At 37.8% G+C, this 21,697-nt stretch carries 22 protein-coding genes; 4 read left to right on the forward strand and 18 right to left on the reverse strand.

Going from position 1 to position 21,697, the window contains the following annotated elements; translation table 11 throughout:
- Window positions 1–24: 24 nt before the first annotated feature.
- Together ACFSR3_RS14250 and ACFSR3_RS14255 are read left to right on the forward strand one after the other, a co-directional pair.
- Window positions 25–1,203: a GlmU family protein gene (locus tag ACFSR3_RS14250; RefSeq protein WP_379821897.1), complete on the forward strand. Its 1,179-nt coding sequence runs from the start codon at window positions 25–27 to the stop codon at window positions 1,201–1,203.
- Window positions 1,204–1,243: 40 nt separating this feature from the next.
- Window positions 1,244–1,828 (forward strand): thermonuclease family protein, encoded by a 585-nt coding sequence (locus tag ACFSR3_RS14255; RefSeq protein WP_379821899.1) that lies wholly within the window; start codon window positions 1,244–1,246, stop codon window positions 1,826–1,828.
- Between the two features lie 33 nt (window positions 1,829–1,861).
- Here ACFSR3_RS14255 and ACFSR3_RS14260 read toward each other — a convergent pair whose 3' ends face one another.
- From ACFSR3_RS14260 to ACFSR3_RS14290, 7 genes are all read right to left on the reverse strand, one after another.
- Entirely contained in the window at window positions 1,862–2,299 is a 438-nt protein-coding gene (locus tag ACFSR3_RS14260; RefSeq protein WP_379821901.1) for a PepSY-like domain-containing protein, read from the reverse strand.
- 74 nt (window positions 2,300–2,373) lie between these two features.
- A complete protein-coding gene (locus ACFSR3_RS14265; protein ID WP_379821903.1) occupies window positions 2,374–2,817 on the reverse strand; it encodes a PepSY-like domain-containing protein in 444 nt (147 codons plus the stop codon).
- A gap of 70 nt (window positions 2,818–2,887) precedes the next feature.
- Complete coding sequence (locus tag ACFSR3_RS14270; RefSeq protein WP_379821904.1) at window positions 2,888–4,168, reverse strand: sensor histidine kinase; 1,281 nt, start codon at window positions 4,166–4,168, stop codon at window positions 2,888–2,890.
- A complete protein-coding gene (locus ACFSR3_RS14275) occupies window positions 4,168–4,839 on the reverse strand; it encodes a response regulator transcription factor (RefSeq protein ID WP_379821906.1) in 672 nt (223 codons plus the stop codon). Before ACFSR3_RS14275 ends, ACFSR3_RS14270 begins: the two co-directional genes overlap by 1 nt.
- Window positions 4,840–4,918: 79 nt before the next feature.
- Entirely contained in the window at window positions 4,919–5,344 is a 426-nt protein-coding gene (locus ACFSR3_RS14280) for a PepSY-like domain-containing protein (RefSeq protein WP_379821908.1), read from the reverse strand.
- 268 nt (window positions 5,345–5,612) lie between these two features.
- Window positions 5,613–6,209, reverse strand: coding sequence for a transposase (locus ACFSR3_RS14285; RefSeq protein ID WP_379821909.1), 597 nt, complete (start codon window positions 6,207–6,209; stop codon window positions 5,613–5,615).
- On the reverse strand, window positions 6,209–7,810 hold the full coding sequence (locus ACFSR3_RS14290) for an ABC transporter substrate-binding protein (protein ID WP_379821912.1): 1,602 nt from the start codon (window positions 7,808–7,810) through the stop codon (window positions 6,209–6,211). The genes ACFSR3_RS14285 and ACFSR3_RS14290 overlap by 1 nt, the downstream gene beginning before the upstream one ends.
- Before the next feature lie 87 nt (window positions 7,811–7,897).
- Here ACFSR3_RS14290 and mtaB point away from each other — a divergent pair, with 87 nt between their 5' ends.
- Entirely contained in the window at window positions 7,898–9,265 is a 1,368-nt protein-coding gene (gene mtaB, locus ACFSR3_RS14295) for a tRNA (N(6)-L-threonylcarbamoyladenosine(37)-C(2))-methylthiotransferase MtaB (RefSeq protein ID WP_379821914.1), read from the forward strand.
- A 53-nt stretch (window positions 9,266–9,318) separates the two neighbouring features.
- On the opposite strand, the gene ACFSR3_RS14300 is transcribed toward mtaB, so the two are convergent.
- The 11 genes from ACFSR3_RS14300 to ACFSR3_RS14350 all read right to left on the reverse strand — a co-directional run bounded on the left by ACFSR3_RS14300 (window position 9,319) and on the right by ACFSR3_RS14350 (window position 20,899).
- A complete protein-coding gene (locus ACFSR3_RS14300; RefSeq protein WP_379821916.1) occupies window positions 9,319–11,574 on the reverse strand; it encodes a T9SS type A sorting domain-containing protein in 2,256 nt (751 codons plus the stop codon).
- Window positions 11,575–11,603: 29 nt separating this feature from the next.
- Entirely contained in the window at window positions 11,604–12,401 is a 798-nt protein-coding gene (locus tag ACFSR3_RS14305; RefSeq protein WP_379821918.1) for a hypothetical protein, read from the reverse strand.
- A 106-nt stretch (window positions 12,402–12,507) separates the two neighbouring features.
- Window positions 12,508–14,214, reverse strand: coding sequence for a T9SS type A sorting domain-containing protein (locus ACFSR3_RS14310; protein ID WP_379821920.1), 1,707 nt, complete (start codon window positions 14,212–14,214; stop codon window positions 12,508–12,510).
- A 3-nt stretch (window positions 14,215–14,217) separates the two neighbouring features.
- Complete coding sequence (locus tag ACFSR3_RS14315; protein WP_379821922.1) at window positions 14,218–15,027, reverse strand: hypothetical protein; 810 nt, start codon at window positions 15,025–15,027, stop codon at window positions 14,218–14,220.
- 22 nt (window positions 15,028–15,049) lie between these two features.
- Entirely contained in the window at window positions 15,050–16,774 is a 1,725-nt protein-coding gene (locus ACFSR3_RS14320) for a T9SS type A sorting domain-containing protein (protein WP_379821924.1), read from the reverse strand.
- A 36-nt stretch (window positions 16,775–16,810) separates the two neighbouring features.
- Entirely contained in the window at window positions 16,811–17,635 is an 825-nt protein-coding gene (locus tag ACFSR3_RS14325; RefSeq protein ID WP_379821925.1) for a hypothetical protein, read from the reverse strand.
- Between the two features lie 299 nt (window positions 17,636–17,934).
- The gene (locus tag ACFSR3_RS14330) at window positions 17,935–18,468 is read right to left on the reverse strand and encodes a DMP19 family protein (RefSeq protein WP_379821927.1); all 534 of its coding nucleotides are present in this window, start codon (window positions 18,466–18,468) and stop codon (window positions 17,935–17,937) included.
- 40 nt (window positions 18,469–18,508) lie between these two features.
- Complete coding sequence (locus tag ACFSR3_RS14335; RefSeq protein WP_379821929.1) at window positions 18,509–19,144, reverse strand: class I SAM-dependent methyltransferase; 636 nt, start codon at window positions 19,142–19,144, stop codon at window positions 18,509–18,511.
- A 3-nt stretch (window positions 19,145–19,147) separates the two neighbouring features.
- The gene (locus ACFSR3_RS14340) at window positions 19,148–19,864 is read right to left on the reverse strand and encodes a 3-ketoacyl-ACP reductase (RefSeq protein WP_379821930.1); all 717 of its coding nucleotides are present in this window, start codon (window positions 19,862–19,864) and stop codon (window positions 19,148–19,150) included.
- 22 nt (window positions 19,865–19,886) lie between these two features.
- Window positions 19,887–20,171, reverse strand: a complete 285-nt coding sequence (locus ACFSR3_RS14345) for a GNAT family N-acetyltransferase (protein WP_379821931.1) — start codon at window positions 20,169–20,171, stop codon at window positions 19,887–19,889.
- 2 nt (window positions 20,172–20,173) lie between these two features.
- Window positions 20,174–20,899, reverse strand: a complete 726-nt coding sequence (locus ACFSR3_RS14350) for a pirin family protein (protein WP_379821932.1) — start codon at window positions 20,897–20,899, stop codon at window positions 20,174–20,176.
- Window positions 20,900–21,016: 117 nt separating this feature from the next.
- Between ACFSR3_RS14350 and ACFSR3_RS14355 the strand changes: the two genes are divergently transcribed.
- Window positions 21,017–21,691, forward strand: coding sequence for an alpha/beta hydrolase (locus tag ACFSR3_RS14355; RefSeq protein ID WP_379821933.1), 675 nt, complete (start codon window positions 21,017–21,019; stop codon window positions 21,689–21,691).
- Window positions 21,692–21,697: the final 6 nt, after the last annotated feature.

The raw sequence follows: 21,697 nt of genomic DNA on the forward strand, positions 1-21,697 counted from the left end.
TTTGTAAACCGACAATCTATCACGATGAATTATATCCTTTTTGACGGAACCGTGCGCAATGCCCTGCTTCCATTTACCTATACACGTCCTGTAGCTGATATTCGCGTAGGTATTCTTACCATTCGCGAAAAATGGGAAAAATACCTTGGCTATACTACCACAACACTTACGGAGGAGTATCTTATGGAGAAGTTTCCGATGGTAGAGATGGAAGAAAATGTAATGATAAACGCTTCTTTTTTACCTAATGAGGTATTAGCCGAGATGGTTATGGCTCTTGAGCCTAATCAGGCAATCTTTAAAGGGGACGATGTTATCGCGTTTTATTCGCAGGATACACAGGAAGAGGTTGACTTTGATACATACGAAATTATTGATTTTACAGAAGATTGTCTTACAATAGAGAATCCGTGGGATATCTTTAAAAAGAATGATGCTGCAATCCGCGAAGATTTTGAATTGCTGACCGAAGGACGTGTTTCTCAGCCTATACCGTCAAGTGTTAACGTGATTGCTGCCGAAAATATCTTTATTGAAGAAGGCGCCAAGCTTGAATTCGTTACACTGAACGCTTCAACAGGGCCTATCTATATTGGTAAGAATTCAGAGATAATGGAGAATTCAGTTATCCGTGGGCCATTCGCGCTTTGCGAAGAAGCTCAGGTAAAACTGGCAACCAAAGTGTACGGTGCTACTACCGTGGGTCCTCACAGCAGGATTGGGGGAGAGGTAAGCAATTCGGTACTGTTTGGCTATTCTAATAAAGGGCATGATGGTTTCCTTGGAAATTCTGTTCTTGGTGAATGGTGCAACCTTGGTGCTGATACTAATAATTCTAACCTGAAAAATAACTATGAAGAGGTTAAACTTTGGAGTTACGAGAAAGAATGTTTTGTTAAAACCGGACTGCAATTCTGCGGACTGATGATGGGTGATCATAGTAAATCAGGTATTAACACCATGTTCAATACCGGTACTGTAGTAGGAGTAAGCGCCAATATTTTTGGTAGTGGCTTCCCGCGTAATTTTGTGCCGAGTTTCTCATGGGGAGGTGCTTCGGGCTTTACTACTTATGTTACCAAAAAGGCTTTTGAAACTGCTAAAATTGTAATGTCACGCCGTAATGTTGAGTTTACTGAGCAGGATGCTGCTATCATGGAGCATATTTTTGAGGAAAGCAAAAAATGGAGAAAAGAAGATTAATGCATCAATTGTTTAATTTTTTAATGTAGCAATTTCACAATTGAGAAGACATAGATCAAAATCAAAATATACCATAGGAAGCCTGCTGTTATTGCTGGCTTTCTCTTTTTATATGGCCTGCAATCCTGATAAAAGACAGGAGAGGCAAAGGACAAAAAGGCATAAGGTTGAAAGCCATGAGGCTACCGATTCGCTGACTTCTTTTGAAGGTAAAGTGACCGGAATTAAAGATGGCGATACTTTTGAGGTGTTGCGCAATGGTGAGCCGGAAAGGGTCCGCCTTGTGGATGTCGATTCCCCTGAAAGTCAACAAGCCTTTGGGAAGGCTGCCAAGAAATATGCCTCTGATTTATGCTTTGGTAAAACAGTAAGGGTTGAGCCGAAGAAAAAGAGGGATCAGTATGGACGCATATTAGCAACTATTTATGTAGATGATTCGGTTAATGTAAATGCTGAGATGATAAAAGCGGGTTATGCATGGAGGTATAAGTATTCTAAAAATAAGGAATATGGAGCATGGCAACAGGAAGCGCGTGAACGCCGTGTTGGTTTATGGGCTGATGAGGATCCTGTAAATCCGTGGCAATGGAGAAAAGAACAAAAGCAACGACACACGAATTATTAATAAACAAAAGAGGAGCATTTGCTCCTCTTTGTGTTAATCGTCTATTCTTAAAAATTTACCTGCTGTGTCAAATTCAAGTTCGGTTCCGTTTGAAAGTTCAATATCATAACCGGCTATTTTTTTATCTATCTGAACAATATTCTGTCCTTTAAAATTAGCAACTACATAACTGCTGATTGCTTTTGGTATTACCGATGAGGGTAACCCGTTACGGCTTTCTATCTCATCCCAGTTGCCCTTTGAATCAAAATTGATTCGTACTCCATTGGAAAGTGTTGCATCATAATCTGTATCAAACATTTCCTTGTCCAGTTTAGCTGAGGTAACCGTTGCGCCTTTAAAGTTTTGCTTTATAAAGTTTTGGGCAGTAGCGGGTAACTGTGCAGTAGTTATCTTTTTCTCCTGAGCAGATGAAAGGGATACTGTGGTTAATATTAATAAGGTAAGGAGAACCGTTAATTGTTTTTTCATAATGGATAGTTCCTGGTTAGAACATAAAATTAATCAATTATTCTGTTAAGTATTTCAAAACAAAAACCTTGCCTTTAGTCGTCTACTCTTAAAAATTTACCATTGTTGTCAAATTCCAGTTCAAGGTCATTCATAAACTCTAGTTTGTAGCCCCAACGTTCTTTTTCAAATTTTTCTACCTGTTGTCCTTTGTAGTTTGCTGCAATGTAAGAAGCTATTGGTGGAGGCAGTATACTAACAGGTAAAGCTGTCTTATTGCCGTCGGCTTCATCAAAATTTCCTTTTCCGTCAAATTCTATTTCTGCACCACCTGTTAGCACTACTTTATAGTCAGTTTTCATAAGGTCTTTATCTTCTTTGATGTAGGATGGTGCCTGATTTGGAAAATGTTTTGCCAGATACGTTTGTGCCGGTGCGGGAAGCTGTTTAATTGTAATGTTACGCTTTTGTGCACATGCCGATATAGTAAATAAAAGGGTAATTACAATTGTAGGTAATAAGCTGAATTTCGTTTTCATGATAGGTATGTTTTAAATTTCTTATACAAACCTATTATCTGAATCTGGAAACAATTGGGAAAATTAAAAATTAACTTTCTTTTACAGGAAAGGTTATGGTAAATGTGTGCAGTCCATTAAAACTGTAATCGGCTTTAAGCCTGTAATTGGTAAGAATCGAGTTTACAATGGAAAGCCCAAGGCCGGTTGATTGTTCATTTGTAATATCCCTGTAAAACCTTCTGAAAATGGCATCTTTATCAAGGGCGGTTTTATTGCCTGTATTACTTATAGTAAGGCTGTCGGGACTTATTATGATATTTACCTTTCCTTCGTTATGGTTGTGCACTATAGCATTTTTAAGCAGGTTGCTTACTAATGTTGCTGCAAGTCCTTTGTTCATATTAAAGGTAAGCAGTTGTTTTGTATCAATGCTAAGCGTAATGTTTTTATAGTCGGCGAGATCCTGAAAATCTTCAACGAGCTGTTCGGTAAGCTGGTTAAAGCTTACAGTTTCTTCGTCGGCATACTGCCTGTTTTCTATTTTAGAGAGCATCAGTAATGATTTGTTCAGGCGAACCAGCCTGTTGAGCGTGTCACTAACACGTCCGATTTCCATCATTTGGTCTTCTGAAAGTTCATTCTTTTCTACGAACAGTTCAAGTTTATTAAGGCTTATCGCTAAAGGGGTCTGTAATTCGTGCGATGCATTTTCGATAAAATGTTTCTGGCTTGCATAAATCGCTTCATTGCGCTTAAGCAGGTCTTCCAGTTCGATGCCCAGGGTTTTGAATTCTGCAATAGGGGAGTGGGGTGCTGTAAACGAATTTCCTGTACCTAACCTGAAATTTTTAAGTCCGTTCAGCATTTCATAAAATGATTTCCATGCCTTTCTTAATATAATGTGGTTTATTAGGGCAATACTAACAACCAGCATGATATATAAGGCAACAAGTGCAGTAAGCAGGTCTTCAAGCAGTTCGTCTTCTTCCACCATTGATGCCCGGATAGTAAGTTTGTATGGATTTCCGTTCTTGTCGTTAAAAACGGTTTCCAACAGGCGTACTGGTTCGTTGTCGTCATCGTACTCCATAAATTCGAATGTGCTGATGAACTTGTCCGAGAAATCATAAAGCTTACCTTTAGCTAGTGGTGCTACCTTGTATTGATTGATCCCAAATTCCCTTACTTCAAGTACTTTTTCATTGGCGTATGCCTCACGGATTATAAGTATTTTGGAGTTCTTTAGTCCGTCGTCAATATTATCATATACCTCTTCCAGAATCACGGCATAGAACAAGCCTGCCCATAATGCTATCACAAACAATAGGGCAATAATAAGATAACGGAGTGTGTAATTACGTAATTTCATCAGCTCATTTTATACCCCATTCCATAAACTGCCTGTATGTCGGCTTCAGCCTGGGCATCTTTAAGTTTTTTGCGGAGGTTTTTTATCTGAGAATATACAAAGTCGAGATTATCTGCCTGATCGATATAATCACCCCAAACGGCTTCAGCTAATGCTGTTTTGTTGATTAACCTGTTGGGGTTAATCATGAAATAATACAAAAGGTCAAATTCTTTTCGATTAAGCATCAGCTCATTTCCATTAATACTGACGGTACGCTGTTCAGGGGAAAGCTTCAGGTTATTCCAGTTAACAGATGTATCACCATCGTGGTTTTTTCTACGGATAGCAGATTTAATGCGTGCATGAAGCTCGGCTAGGTGAAAAGGTTTGGCAAGATAGTCATCGGCACCAAGATCCAGTCCGGCAACTTTATCGTCTACAGCATCTTTTGCAGAAATAATAATTACCGCTTCCTTTTTTTTAAGTCTCTTAAGCTCCTGAAGTAAGTCGAGACCACTACCATTCGGTAACATAATGTCTATTAGTATGCAATCATAATCGTATGCGCCTATTTTATCCATTCCGGATAAATAGTCGTTCGCGGTTTCGATAATGTATTTTTCTTTTTCGAGAGATTCCTTAATTACTTCCCTAAGGCCTTGTTCATCTTCAATAATTAAGATTTTCATGCACAAATCGCTTTTGGTATATCAAATATACTGATTAGGCAGCCAAGGTAAAACGTGATTTTGGAAACATTTTGGAATTTTAATTGAGTATTGCACTGCCTTTGGCATCAAGAGCAAAGCTAAATGCGCTTCCGTTACTGAGCATTACTTTGCAGCGCGACTCGGATCGTTCTATGCGGTTAACGATGGTGTTGGCAAAGTTGGTTTTAAAATATTCGGTAAATGTTTTACCTAAAAATTTATACTGAACCGGTTTTCCTTTGCCGTCTATTATAGTCCAGAATCCCTTGTCTGAAAATTGAATCTCCGTATTATCATTCAGAACGATACCATATGTTGTTTTGGTTTCATCATATATTCTCATTGCATGATGTAGCGGACTTTTAAAATGAGTCAGGAATGAACGTACCGGTGATGGTAGCTCCGATCTGTAAACAGTTTCCTTTTCCTGTCCTTTGGCAGACAACAATATGAATAACGCGGCGGCAGATAATAATGATTTCATATTTCAGCGTTTTTTGGTATTCCTAAGTTAAATAAAAAAAACGCTACTGTTAACTCTTTATGATTTTTTTGCGCAAAAAAAGCGTTAATTTTTTTTAACCCTCTTTAAAACAAGCAAATTCAGTGGGTTTATGCCAGATATGATTGTCGTTGTGGTAGACGTTGCAATGCAACGTCTCTACAAAAGAATATAATTTAAGTGTATACATATTCATCTAAGTCTTCGGTAGAGACGTTGCATTGCAACGTCTAACTCTATACCAAATGAATCAATAGAATTTATCTGATTCCCAATTTTTAGGATTATCGAGTATATATCGTTTTATTTTGTGGTAGGTAGTTTTATCGCGGACAATATGATCATGAAATCTTTCCTGCCATGCAAAATCCAGATCAATTTTTCTGGCTTCACGTGTTACTGCAGATTTGTACGATCTTATTATTGTAGGAATTGAACCTTTTTTGGGCGATATTTTAGACATCCGTTGATCTATATTGTCCGTAGAGAAGTTGCACTGCAATGTCTTACGTACATCTATAAAAATGTCTTCGTCCTGAATACATTTATGGTTATTTTTAAAGATTTCGTTTTTAGGAGTATTTATTGTAAGCAAGACATGAACATGATTGGGCATAACAACAGAAGCATTCAATTTTACATACTCGAAATGTTTAGGAACATCAATTAAAAATTGTTTGGTAATTAATCCAATCGACGAAAATTCCATTTTCTCATTTTGTATTTTTCCAAAGAAATGCTCTTTACGATTTGTGCATATCGTTATAAAGTATATTCCATTTGATGAATAATCCCATTCAGAAAATCTGGGAGATTCAATTCTGTATTTGTTATTGAAAAGATTCATTAACTTTTTTTCACCCTCTTTAAAACAAGCAAATTCAGTGGGTTTATACCAAGTCCGGATACATTGTTACGTGTAAATCGTGATACCTTATCATAGAATAATGGTACAACCGGGGCTTCTTCCATCATTAGGGCGTCCATTTGTTTATAAAGTTCATGCCTTTTTAAGTCGTCAGTTTCCAGGAAGGCAGCTTCGTACAGCCTGTCAAATTTATCATTTTTAAAATGAGTATAATTAGGTCCGCCCGGAGAGAAGTTTTTGCTGTAAAACAAAGAAAGGTAATTCTCGGCATCAGGATAATCAGCGATCCAGCTGGCCTTAAAGAACGAAACCTTTCCGGTGGATATGGACTGCGTAAGGGTAGAAGGAGGGTTTACATCTACCTGAACATCGAGTCCTATTTTTTGCCATTCGCGCTGTAGGTATTCAGCAATGTCAAGATAAGAAGCAGTGGTGCTCATTTGTATTTTAGGTTTGCTGTCGCCGGTTTGTTTTTTATATTCTTCAACAAGCTGTTTTGCTTTGGTAATGTCAAAATCATACCCTTTAGCGCCAAAGCCACCAAGACCATTAGGAATCATACCGTTTGTTGCAGCTGTACCCATACCGTTACGAAGGAATAGTATCATTTTGGCACGGTCAAATCCATAGTTAAGTGCCTGTCGGATACGCTTGTCTTTTGCGGCCTTGTCGGTCCCATCAAGTCGGAAGCCCATATATTCGGTGTTCAGGTAAGGACCGGTAATCATTTTTACATCCTTACTGTATTTAGGCTGAAGCTGTCCTTTTGGAGTCAGTATCTCGTCCTTATATGAAGGATCAAGACCTGAAACAAAATCAAGCTTACCCTGTACAAATTGGAGGAAGCCACTTTGTTTATCGGGAAGGAAAGTAATTGCTACGGCTTCCATGTATGGAAGTTGCATTCCTTTGTCATCTTTTTCATAATATAATGGGTTTTTGCGAAGTACCATTTTCACATTCTCTTCCCATATTTTTAATTGGAACGGCCCTGTGCCAATTGGCTTAGACCTAAAGTCATAACCATTTGTACTAAAGGCTTCAATAGGTACAACCGATGCATATTTCATGGTAAGTAAACCAAGGAAAGCCGGGAAGGTCTTGGTGAGTTTTATTTCAAAGATAGTATCGTTAACCGCTTTGAAGTTGTCTACATTTTGAAGTATCCATCCTCCGGGAGCTGCTACCTTTTCGCTGCGAAGTCGGTTAAGGCTATAGGCAAAATCGGCAGCTTTTACAGTGCGTGTACTGTCTGCCCCAAAAAGGATGTTTTTATGAAAATACACATCGTTGCGAAGTGTAAAGGTATAGGTTTTGCCATCCGGCGATATTGTCCATGATTTTGCGATATCAGGTCTTATGTTCAGGCTGTCATCAAGCTGTACAAGTCCGTTAAACAACTGATTACATACCCAGATAGAAGGGCGTATTTTAGCGAATGCCGGGTCTAAAGAGTTAACGGCGGCATTTTCATTGTAGCGAAAAACAAGGTTATCCTGCTTTTCAGAATTGGTTTTAGCGCAAGAAGAGAAAAATAATATTAAGCAACAAATTGATATATAGTATATTATTGATTTCATCAAGTCGATTTTTGTGTGTAAATTTGCAAACTCTTTTTAAAGAGGGTAAATATAATTAAAGTTACTACTTTACAAGTAGCTTCGAGAATGGAAAACAGGAAAAAAGTCGCTTTTTATACATTAGGATGCAAACTGAACTTTTCAGAGACATCTACAATTGCCCGCAGTTTTCAGGATGACGGTTTTGACCGTGTTGATTTTGAAGATGTAGCGGATATCTATGTTATCAATACCTGCTCGGTTACCGAAAATGCCGATAAGCAGTTTAAACAGATAGTAAAAAAAGCACTTAAGAATAATGATAAAGCTTTTGTAGCAGCAGTTGGCTGTTATGCCCAGCTTAAGCCGGAAGAGCTTGCCGCTGTAGATGGCGTTGACCTGGTGCTTGGTGCTACCGAAAAATTCAAGATTACCGATTACATCAACGACCTGTCTAAAAATGATATGGGTGAGGTACATTCTTGCGAAATATCAGAGGCTGATTTTTATGTAGGCAGTTATTCTATAGGTGATCGTACCCGTGCATTTCTGAAAGTTCAGGACGGCTGCGACTATAAATGTACTTATTGTACCATTCCGTTGGCTCGAGGAATCTCTCGTAGTGATACTCTTGAGAATGTACTTAAAAATGCTAAGGAGATTTCCCAACAAAACATCAAAGAGATTGTACTTACCGGTGTGAATATAGGTGACTATGGTAAAGGAGAATTCGGAAACAAAAAGCACGAACATACTTTTTATGAGTTGGTTCAGGAATTGGATAAAGTTGAAGGAATAGAGCGTTTACGTATCTCTTCTATTGAGCCGAACCTGCTTAAGAACGAGACCATACAATTTGTTTCACAAAGCCGCACTTTTGTGCCGCATTTCCATATTCCCTTACAATCAGGAAGCAATGATATACTGAAGTTAATGCGTCGTCGTTACCTACGTGAGGTATATACCGAACGTGTTGCAAAAATAAGGGAGGTTATGCCGCATGCCTGTATTGGAGTAGATGTGATTGTAGGTTTCCCGGGGGAGACAGATGAACATTTCCTTGAAACGTATAATTATCTTAACGAACTTGATATTTCATACCTGCACGTGTTTACTTATTCAGAAAGGGATAATACACCTGCAGCGACTATGGAGGGCGAAGTACCTCATAACGTTCGTGCTAAACGAAGCAAAATGCTAAGGGGACTTTCGGTTAAAAAGCGTCGCGCTTTTTATGAAAGCCAGTTAGGTACTACAAGAACGGTATTGTTTGAAGGAGAAAATAAAGAAGGCTATATTCACGGATTTACGGAGAACTATGTAAAAGTAAAAACTCCATGGAATCCTGAATTGGTAAATACGCTTCATGAAATTAAACTTACTACTATTGATGAAGATGGTATCGTAAGAATGGAGTTTGTAAATCCTCAGGAGGGAGAAATTACTACAAGCGTGTTTAAAGATATATCGGCTTAAAAATCATAAAAAAGGGACTCATATGAGTCCCTTTTAAATTATAAAGAATACAATTACTTTTTAATAATTTTCTGAATTAGTTTTCCTTCGGCCATGAGCATATATATGCCCGATTCCAGATTTGAAAGATTAACACTGGTTTGATCTTTCTCAGCATTAACCCTCATTACTTCTTTACCGGTTATATCAGTAACTATATATACCTTAACCTGAGTTTGAGACGCTACATATACTATTTCATCAGTTGGATTAGGGTATACTTTAAATCCATTATCTGGTTGTTCAGATTGTGTAACCGACACAATATTGGGTTCGCCCGTTCTCGATGTATTAGCAACGGTTGTAAATACAGTCTGTGGAATACACTCTTCAATCCTTGCAGTAAATACAGAAGTTTTAGCTGCACTAAAACCGGGAGCTAATTCTACATAATTTCCTGCCTGATAAGTAACACGGGCATTATTATTAATAGTGTTAAAAGCTTTAATATAATGTTCACGCTGTTCAAACTGTGACCCATTTGCAGCAACCGGGTCACCTTCTTCTAAAAATGGATCACATAAATCTATGGTTCCGTCATAACATCCGGGTTCATACACGTTACCCCAATAAGCCTGTGGAGGGAAATCGTTACCCTGTGAAGTTGTGATACAACACCATTCAGACCATCCGCAGCTTGTCCTTACTCGCCATCTGAAACATTCAAATTGAATATGACTTGTCACATCATATATATTAATATGGTTTTCGGTTACAGTTGTGGCATAATATGCAGGTATTGGGTCGATAACCTCATTGTCAGGGCAGCACACAGAATCAACAACAAACTCAAGGTCATAACTGTCTTCTGAATCGGTCCAGTATAATTCATTTCTAACAACATAGGAGTCTAAAACCGTTCCGTTGCTGTTAAAACTTAAATCTACGCTACCTGTTGCACCAAAATCTGATACTGTATGTGTGCCAAAGTCTGCGATTGCTACAAATGTATAGTTACCAGCACTGAAAACGGAAGGGTCAACAGTAAAACAGAATCTTCTTTCAAACAACGAATTAGTAGGATTTGTAATAACAGCGTTAGTATATGTCTGCACAATATTTCCATTACTGTCTTCTACATTTAATACCATGCCATTTGGATTGCCATTATTTTCATTAGGCATTGTTATTACGCCGCATACCTGAAACGGAGCAGTCGGACAATTGAATCCTGTATCATCCATCTCGATAGATCCAAATGCAGGACGTTCACAAACATCACAGATATCGTCTACATATACTGTTCCAAAGTGTGCAGTTAGACCACAATCTGTAATTATGAATTCCATCGTTAGATCTGTGTTAACTAATTCATCCGGAATTTTCATCCTGTCACACACCCATCCTGTATACAAAAGTGAATTATTATTAACCCCTGTGAATATTGTATTATTTGTGTCAGCTGTGATACATATGTTGTTGGTGCTTACAATTTCATCCCCACGATATACTCTTACTGTGAAAAAAGGTTGGAGTTCAGGATTAGCTGAATGCGGATTTTGTACAATCAAAGAGAAATGAAAACCGATATCATTTGTTGAGGGATGAACTGTTTTTTTCATGGCTGTAACGTGAGTTCCCCCGGTGCTTCTGTTTAGTTTCATTGAAGCATTACCGCCATGTATCATGTTCACATTTACTCCCGCAGGAAAGGGGCCAAAAGGTAATAAGCTTGCATCAATCCCTTGTTGCGTTACTAATGTTCCTCCTTCGGTATTGAAATTGTCTGTTGAAGGAATGAAATCCTGAAAGCCAGGATTAAGATCAGTATCAGGATCTGTGGATATAACACAGTTTAATATTTGAAATTGTCCTAAATCATTTAAAGAAAATGAGTAGCCTGCCAAACCCTGCTCAAAATCACCATTAACGCAATCTGCCGGAACGGTTAATGCTACACCCCCATCTTTTTGGGTTATCGGCCTCGGAGTGGCCTTCATTATAGCTTCTTTTTCCGGATTATTTTTAAAATAGAGCCTTCTTAATTGCCCTTTCTTGGCATCTGTAAGTGCATCCTGTATTTCCGTTTCATTTAAAGTTTCACCATGCTCATGACTTTCGTTAATTAATACCTCTTTAATTAATACCTCTTTATCTACCGGAAGTCTATAGTTATTTAAGTTAAGAGAAATGAATTTTTCGATATCATCTTCTACTTTTCTTGCTTTTTCCAGCCTGACTTTCTCAACTTCCAGATATTCATTGTTTTGTGAATATCCTGCGCTGCAATACAAAAGTATTGCTACTATGATTAAATATAAGTTCTTCATAAATTGTCTGGTTTAGAATTAAACTTATATTATTTTTTTTGCTCTTTTAGCGAACTGATTTCAGCTTTAAGCGCTTCAATTTGTTTATTTTGTTCAATTAGGTATAAAGTAAGCTCTTCTACTTTTTCTAAAAGCTTGGCATCCATTTTAGCAACATCAAGCCCAGTATCTACCATTTCTGCGGCAGACGGTACATTAGGAAGGTGATTGTTCTCTTTTGTGAATTTTTCTACTTCTTCAAGAGGCATAAGTTTATAATCAGGTGCAAAAACATAATCTGCCCAGTCTGCCGTAGTGCTTACGGCTACTTTTACTTTTTCGGTAAGTATACCCTGTTCAACGAAAAGTTTGTAGCCATCTGGAGTTAACACATTACCTATTCTTACTTTACCATTTTGGTTTATACGCATAAGTTCAGTTGTACCGTAACCAAATGAAACTGCGCCAACAGTAGTATTTGACGTAGCCGGATTACTATATTCAATAAACCCATATAGATTTGTTCCCGAAGCAAATTGTAATTTGTAAGCTTCACCAATAGTAAGAGGGAATTGCCCCCCTGGAGTTAAGTTGTATCCAATCGATTGAAAGCGTAATCCCATAGTTGAAAATCTTCCGATTTGAGCAGTTGTTTCTGAGTATGCAGCTCCAATTGGTACAAGATTTAGATTAGTTGCAACATGTAATTTATAAGTTGGAGAAGTCGTTCCTATACCAACTTTTCCTGTAGCGGGCCATGTAGCAGAATTTGATGATTCAGTCTGAATCTGTGAATACCCAAAAGCTGCACATAGTACAAAAGACAATGTAAAAATTTGTTTTTTCATGATTTGATTTAGTTGAATTTATAATAATTGGATTTAATTAGTACGACATTAAAAATGTAAAGAGAAAACACTACATAAGTAGTGTTTTCAAGTAAAAAGAGTCTTATTATTTAACCAATAGTTTTTTGGTAAAAGTGTTTCCTTCCTGAGTTACTATTGTAACAATATACATACCCTTTGAATATCCGGTTACATCCAAAGTAAAATCTGATGATGCGTTAGATGTCACAAACATTGTTTTTCCTTCAAGAGAAGTTATTTTAATGTTAGTGATGGTTTCATTTGCAATATTCAGATTTACATAGTCACTCGATGGGTTAGGATATAGCTGTAGCTCCTTGATGGTTTCATCCAGAGAGTATGGGTTTACCCTTTGTGAAGATGCATTAGAATTACATTCTGTAGGAATACAAGGGGTGATTACGGCAGTATAAACGCTTCCGGTGTTAATTGTTGTATTCGGCATTATTTCAATAAAGTTTCCGGCTCTCATATTTATTACCTGATTGGCTCCAACAGAGTAAGTCCCATTTGTTCTGATAAAATCGGCAACACGATAGGTATAAGGGGCTAAATTAAGATCAGGTGTTGACAATGTATATGAATCGATACAATTACCCATTTGCCAATGTACCCATGCAGGAAAACCATACTTAGGGTTATTGTTTGGAAAATCAAATGCATAATCCTCCATATCAGCATTGGTAGGTACATTAGGATTTCTTATCACAGAAACAGTAGAATTTCCATCATTGTCTGTATTGGCAATATAAATATGGCCATTTATTCCACGCTGAAGGCACAATCTATATGCTATTGGAATTGAAGAGTCAGGGCCAGTTCCTGTACTTGAAACTATAACCTGATTTACATTTGCCGATGTAGCAGATGCTGCATCGCCCACATAAATATCATCTGCTACACTAAAATAAACAGACTCGCTATCAGGAGAGAATTCAACACCATAGAGTCCTTTAGGGATGATATTCCCTTCACTGTCTACGCCAGATGGAATTGATACCATTTGGTTGCTTACAATAAATGATCCATTATTGCTGTCAAATGTACCTAAGGCAAGCGCTCCCGAAGAATTTACATTGAAATAATAACATATAGCTACCCGTTGATTATCGGGACTTATTTTTATCTGACCTAAACCACCCGAAGTGCTCTGTGCATTTACAGGAGCCTGACTTACAACAGGATTTAATGATACACCATTGCTATTAACAAGATAGGCACATATATTGCTTCCTATCTGTGCAATAATCCAGTAGTCGGTTCCATTGCAATGCGGAGCAGTAGTAAGCTTTTCCGATAAGTTTCCCTGACCAATTGGAGCCCCTGAGCCATCCAGAAGAGTTGTATTAAGAGTACTAGCAATAAGCGTTTCGCTGCCTGGAGTTGTACCACCCAGGTCGATTTCAGAAAAATGAAGTCCTCTCTGAGTTCCGGAAGCTCCATCTATAGTTACAATAAATACACGGTTGTTGTTGTCGGGACGAGGTACTAATACCACACCCTGGGCGTTAGATTCACCTCCTAATAGGTTATTAGCATTAGGCATAGGTGATCCATTCGCTCTTACTACAGCTATACTATTACTGTAAAATCTAAACTGGCCTGACTGGTCGGTATACGAAGCACAGGCATCCAGCGTATTTAATGATGTTGTTATAATTGATGGATCTAAGCCTGCTCCATTAAAATGAAAACCGGCCTGTTCGCCAAAATACCAGTTGGTATTTTGTACTTGCTGGGCAAAGCTGCCCAATGTGGACATCAGTGCTATGGTTAAGATATGTTTTTTCATGCATTATTTTTTTTCTGATAATAATGCATTTACCATGATTTTAAGCTCTTCTATTTCTTTAGCCTGCTTATCGTTAGTTTTGTTTTGTTCGATAATATAAAGTGTAAGCTCTTCTATTTTTTCTAAAAGCTTTGCATCCATTTTTGCAACATCAAGTCCATTGTTTACCATGTCGGCAGCTGATGGCACATTTGGCAGGTGATTGTTTTCTTTTGTGAATTTTTCTACTTCTGCAAGAGGCATAAGCCCGTAATCCGGAGCAAAAACATAATCGGCCCAATCTGTAGTTGTTTTCACAGCTACTTTTACTTTTTCTGTTAGGATACCTTCTTCTACAAATAGTTTGTAACCATCTGGGGTTGTAAGAGTACTAGCTCCAATTCTTACTTTACCATCAGTACCTATGCGCATAAAATCTGTTGTTCCATAGCCAAAACGCAATGCAGCCGATACACCTGAAGCAATAGGAATATTAAAATCAATAAAAGCACCATTAGTGCTTGTGCCTACGGCTGACATGATACTGCTGCATACAGCAGCAACATTGTATTCTCCTAAAGGATAAGAGACTGCTTTAGATCCAAGATACAAACCTCTGCTAACATCGCCAGAGGAGGTTCTAGAGCCAAAATAGGCTAGTTTAGTACCAAGGCCACCAATTGTTGAAGTAGTTACCACATCAAGTTTAACCGTAGAACTTGGTGTTGAAGTCCCTATGCCTACTGACCCTGTAGTAGGCCAAGGGTTACTATTTTGAGAATACCCAAAAGCTGCACATAGTGCAAAAGACAATGTAAAAAGTTGTTTTTTCATGATTAATTAGTTAGATGATTTATTATTTAATAATTAGTTTTTCATTATATACTTTACCGTTTTTGGTTTGTATTGTGAGGATGTAGATGCCTTTTTGGTATGTGCTTGTATCCAGCGTAATATCGTTACCATCATTATTGCCTCTAAACACTATCTGACCATTCATGGCTGTGGCGGTTATAGAAATAATAATATCCTGGGTATTACTAATTTTTACATATTCACTCGCTGGGTTAGGATAAAGTTCCAATTCTTCAGTACTGATAGTTTTCCTCAAGGTTTGTGTTCCGCTACCATTCAAGTCTGATGTTGCAATGCAATCACATTCTTCGATCTCTGCTAAGAATTTGCTTCCTGTCTGTATACTTGTATTTGGAAATAAATATATAGCATGACCAGCTTTCAGGGTAATGTCCTTACCCGGACCAACGGTATAGTTTTGGTTGGTGTTAATAACCTGACCCACTTTATATTCGTGAGAGATAGGGCTCAACTCCGGTTTGTATAGCTCAAGAGAAGCGTCACAACCCCCTAATTGTGAATGAATCCACCCGGGAAAACCTACCCCAACAGCACCATATTGTAATGTGACATCATTTATCCTAAAGTCAGGATTATTAATACTATTAGGGTCATTTATTCTACCGATATGAGTTACGTCATTAATATCCTCAGTAATTACATATATTTTTCCATCCATGCCAAGCTGCATATAGCTCATAAATCTTGTTTGCGGTACATTGTTGATAGCTTCCACTAATTCAACATTGGCCGAAGTTGCATTATATGCATCACCTTTAAACATTTGGTATGTTGTTGAAAAATATACCTGCTGGCTATCTGGAGAAAATTCAACACCATTCATTAAAGTTCCCCAGGGATGACCATCATCACTTGGTTCAGGAGAAACAGGAATTTCGATCAGATTATCATCAAATATTACTTCGCCTGTATTACTGTTAAAATTTGCCATGGCTAAAGAACCTGAAGGGACCCCACTAGGACCAGTAGCATAATATATTACAGCTAAACGTTCGTTTTTTAAGTTAACTTTTATCTGACCTATAGCAGCTCCGCTGGCAAGATAGTTTTGTATGTTAATAGGCGCGTTACTTACAGCTGTTGGGGTGGTTGAAATGCCATTAGGGCTTACAAGATAAGAGTAAATAAACTCGCCAATCTGAGTAATAATCCAATAGTCCCTACCATTACAATGCGATGCAGAAGTGAGTTTTTCAGAAAAGTTTCCGTATACTTTATAATTTAGGCCTATGGGAATGTTCTCATGGTCATTAAGTTGTACATTTTTATTTGTAATGGTACCAATACCAGTTGATTCATTTAAATCAACTTCTGAATAATAAAACCCCTTTTTTTCTCCAGACAATCCATCCAGGGTTACAATATATAGAGTTTCATTTTCTCCAATTGCCATAGTCTGAGTTGAGCTGATGTTTTTAGGTTTTTTTACGATCATAGACCCCTGACCACTGGAATTGTGTGCCTTCAGTCCGGTTCCGTTTGTCATGGGAGTATGGTTTCCATTGTACACATCCCTGCCATTAGTATAAAACATTAATTGTCCGGCAGCATTAGAATAGGAAGACGGAGCCTCCATGGTTTGTAATGCTGTAGAAATACTTGTAGGATTTGAAGGGTCCGGAAAAAAACTAAGACCTGCATTATAACCAAAATACCAATTGGCATTATGAAACTCTTGGGCATAACTAGCTAGCGTGGCTAGCAAAGCCGCGGATATAAAAAACTTTGTCATTGATGAATACTATTTCTTAGTTAAAAGATCTTTAAGCATTCCTTTCAGTTCTTCGATTTCTCTTTTTTGGTTTTCAAGCTCTGCCTTCAGATCTTTATTTTCTTTATTTTGCTGCACAGCATATAAAGTAAGTTCTTCTATTTTTTCTAAAAGTTTTGCATCCATTTTAGCAACATCAAGACCATTATTTACCATATCAGCAGCAGATGGTACATTAGGAAGGTGATTGTTCTCTTTTGTGAATTTTTCTACTTCTTCAAGAGGCATAAGTTTATAATCAGATGCAAAAACATAATCAGCCCAGTCAGCTGTAGTGCTTACGGCTACTTTTACCTTTTCGGTAAGTATACCCTGCTCAACAAAAAGTTTGTAGCCATCCGGTGTTGCGCGGTCACTAGATCCAATCCTGACTTTTCCATTCTGGTTAATACGCATGGCCTCTACACTGTTTGTGCCAAAAGACATGGCAGCTTTAGTGGTATTGGTGGTTGGCTGTCCGTTAAATTCTATATATCCTACTTTATTGCCTACATCTTTCATCTGAATTTTCATAGTATGGTATTCGGTAGGGCTCACACGACCTGCCACAGTTCCCTGCGCATCAAAAAATAGTGAACTATTCGCAAAATAACCAATGCTTGCAATTGTTTCACTATATGTGCTTATTGGTGCAAGGGTCTCATTAGTTAAAACCTGTAGTTTATAGGCTGGTGATGTTGTTCCTAATCCTACTTTTCCTGTTGTTGGCCAAGCTGATGAGTTAGGCGATTGAAACTGAGAATACCCGAAAGCTGCACATAGTGCAAAAGACAATGTAAAAAGTTGTTTTTTCATGATTAAATAGTTGGATGATTAATAATATCCAAACTTAATTAATCAGATGTTATATTTTTTTATGTGCTTTTTTTCTTACCATTTATCTTTTAACTAAAAATTTAATTAGTCAATATTTAAGTTATAATGAATACTTGAATTTTGTAAGGTTTAACATATTTTAACAAATTCAAAAAATGGCTATCACAAAAACACTGTATTTTGTGATAATGAAAATTTGTTTATAGAAGCGTATTTTAAATAAAAAAAGCCAAGAAAATTGAATTTCTTGGCCTTAAGTTTTCTCTTCAATAGAGGATTTATCGCTCTAGTTTTTTTCCGGTAAACTTTTCAAGTTCGGTATACATATCATCTATAGATAGCACTTTAAGATCCGGGTGATTTCTTAGAAAATCAGCATTTAGTTTTACCAAAGCTTCAGGGATTTCAAAATAAGTATCATCATCTATTCTTTCTTTTACAGGGCTTTTACCGAATTCCTGCTCCATAAAGCCATCAAACTCTTTGCGGGTAAGTGCATCGATCTTTTCAGTCTGGGCAAGGAAGTAATCAAGATGCTCCTGAGAGCCTACTTTTTCGAAAGCCTTTTCCAGCAGCGTGTTAAGCTCATCAGTCCATCCTGAAGCATGAACGAACTTGGCGAACCCATCGCTGTTAACATGGGTAGTGTAATAATCCAGGTAATAACTGGTAAGGGCATCTTCGTGGATGTTTTCGTCTTTTACGCCTTCTTCACGCAAAAGATTTATTACCGCAATATTTGAGTTGATTATATCCTGAGTTTCTGTACTCTTAAATGAGTTTTCAGAAACGATTATTTTGTCAAGTTTCATGGTGTTGTTTTATATTGTGTTTACAAAATTACAAATAATATTATGCCTGTAAGGTTATAACACGCCCATTGATATGTACGTTTTTAAAATCGAAAGCCGATGCAATCCATTCGAATGCCTTAGGATGATACAGGAATACATGTGTAGGATCTGTTTTATAGAACCATGATGCAAAATCCCTGTTCTCATCGAACATATCAGTCATAATATATAATTTTCCGCCAGGCAAAAGCATATCCCTTAATTGGGCAAACTCTTTATGAGGTTCTTTAAAATGTTCTGCTACTTCGGTACAGGCTATATAGTCGTATTTTTGGTTAAGCTTTTCAGGATCGTTGTAAAAGAACAGGTCATACTGGTTTATATCATAACTATTATCAGTAAGTACTTTTACAATGGGCGATCCGGTACCGGCTCCAAAGTCAAGGCCCTTGTGGTTTTTATTGAAATCATTCAGTATAAGATTGGTAACCGGGCTAAGAAAGTTTTGGTAACGAACATCTTCCGGATCATTGTTATGACACAGGTAATGTGCTTTCTCTTCTTCGGGAGTAAGAAAACAATCAGGATGTGTAAAAACAGAAAGACAAAGGGAGCATTGTAAAAACTCCCTTTGCCGTTTAGTATGGTAATGTTTTGATGTTCCGTTGCATAACGGACAGTCAACTAATTTCATTTTTTATGGATTTGTAGACCAGATGCCACTTTCTTTGATAAATACCCTTTTATTCAATTTCAGTTGGGCAATAATAAGTTCGGCAACGTCTTCAGCCTGCATTACCTTTTCAGGATTTCCATCGGTAAGGTTCAGGTCCAAAGCCATATCGGTAGCGACAGTGCTTGGTGTTAGTGCCGTAACCCTGATATTATGTTTGCGAACTTCCTGCATTAGTGATTCGGTAAGACCCAAAACAGCAAATTTAGAAGCACTGTAAGCGCTTGTCAATGCAGCACCTCTCAATCCGGCAGTAGAAGATATATTAATGATATCTCCGCTTTGTTGCTCAATCATGCCCGGTAATACTGCTCTGGTAGCATAATAAATACCGAACAGGTTTACTTTGATAATGTTTTCAAATTCTTCAGGAGTAAGATCAAGGAACTTGCCAAATTTGCCCACACCGGCATTATTGATCAGGATATCAATAGTTTTAAATTCAGCGATTGCTTTTTCTACAGCCTGATTAACCGAGTTGATGTCGGCGATATCTGCAGTAAGCACCAGCGTTTTTACACCAAACGCCTGAGCATGGGCTGCTGTTTGTTCAAGGTCGGCAGTAGTTCGTGCTAAAAGTATTACGTTAGTGCCTTCTTCGGCAAGAGCAAGGGCTATTGCTTTACCAATACCTTTCCCGGCGCCTGTAATAAGCGCGTTTTTGTTTTTTAAACTTTGCATTATAGATGTTTATTGAAATTAATTACAGTCGGATGCCCGGAGGGAGCATCTCTTTGTATTTAGGGTTTTTCCTGAAAAAAGCTGCAACTTTAGGGTGTGTAGGTACTACACGTAGCCTTTTTTCTTCAGCTGTATCAAGAATGTTTTTTATGAATTCAGATAAAAGCTCTTCATTATCAAAACCTTCAGGAAGGTTTACTTTGGTAAGGAAAAGTTTGCGTTCCTGTACAGAGTACTCTATTGTAAGCAGCTTTCCATCCGCTGTTGTTTCAAACTGTCTTGAAAATTCGTTGTCTTTTATTTCCATAGCTAATCATTAAACTTCATTGGTACTTCTATAATCAGAATTTTAGAAGCACTTTTGGTTTTTATTTCTATACTGTCAAACTCTATTGCACCATAAGCGTCACGCTCATTTACAGTTTGCCCGTTAATTTCAAGTTCGCCCTCGATAAGGAAAAGATAAATCCCATTATCAGGAATCTTTATGTCATAGGCAAAGGTTTTATCTGCGTCAAACACACCAAGATGTAAAAATGCCTGTTGGTGTATCCAAAGGGCGTTGCCATCATTTTTATCTTCAGGAGAAACAATGTTTACAAGGCTGTTGCGATTATTCTCAAGATCAAATCCTTTCTGGTCATATCGGGGCACTACATTCTGTCTGTCAGGGAATATCCACAGCTGTAGTGTTTTTGCCTTTTCGGTTTGGCTGGCGTTCATTTCGCTGTGCTGAATTCCTGTTCCCGCACTCATAACCTGTACTTCACCAAAACGTACTGTTTCCTGATTCCCCATGCTGTCACGGTGTGTCAATCCGCCTTCAAGAGGTATGGTAATAATTTCCATATTATCGTGAGGGTGGGTACCAAAGCCCATACCGGCAGCAATAGTATCGTCATTCAGTACACGAAGCATACCAAACTGTACCATGTCAGGATTATAATAATTGGCAAATGAAAAAGAAAAATTAGCCTGAAGCCAACCGTGATTTGCAGTGCCTCTTTCGTTTTTAGTGAATAGCCTTGTCCTCATAATTTATTTGTAAATTAAAATCCCGTCTTGTTTCTTTTTGTGCGGAAAGTTTTAATTTTATACAAATTTCGTAATAAAAATCGATTATTCCGCTTTCAAAGCGTTAAAACACAGCGAATGGACAGGATTCCCGTTTATTTTATGCCCGGACTGGCTGCAAGTCCAAAGATATTTGAGAACATAAAGTTACCCGAAGATAAGTTTGAAATGTTTTATCTTGAATGGTGCCTGCCGGAGAATAATGAGTCCATAGTCGATTATGCTGCCCGCATCGTTAAGGATATTAAACACGAAAATCCGGTACTTATCGGAGTTTCTTTTGGTGGGGTGCTGGTTCAGGAAATGGCTAAACTGATAAAAACGCGTAAGGTGATAATCATATCCAGTGTGAAATGTAACACGGAGTTTCCCAGGAGAATGAAGTTCGCCAAAATGACCAGAGCCTACAGGTTTTTCCCTACCGGACTTATGGTTAAGGTAGACTGGCTGGGTAAGATGGCTGTAGGTAATAATATGATCTCCAAAAGGCTGAACCTTTATGAAAAATTTCTTTCTGTTCGCGATAAGAAATATCTTGACTGGGCGTTTAAAACTATAATAAACTGGGACAGATGCGAGCCTGATACCTCTGTTGTACACATTCATGGTGATGCTGATGAGGTTTTTCCGACGAAGTATGTAAAAGATTATATTCCGGTAAAGGGAGGAACACACATTATGATAATCAATAAGTATAAGTGGCTGAATGAGAATTTGCCACAGATAATATTACAAGAGAACACTAAACTATAGAAATAC

Source organism: Flavobacterium suzhouense (assembly GCF_042684765.1).
GTDB classification, from domain to species: Bacteria; Bacteroidota; Bacteroidia; order Flavobacteriales; family Flavobacteriaceae; genus Flavobacterium; species Flavobacterium suzhouense.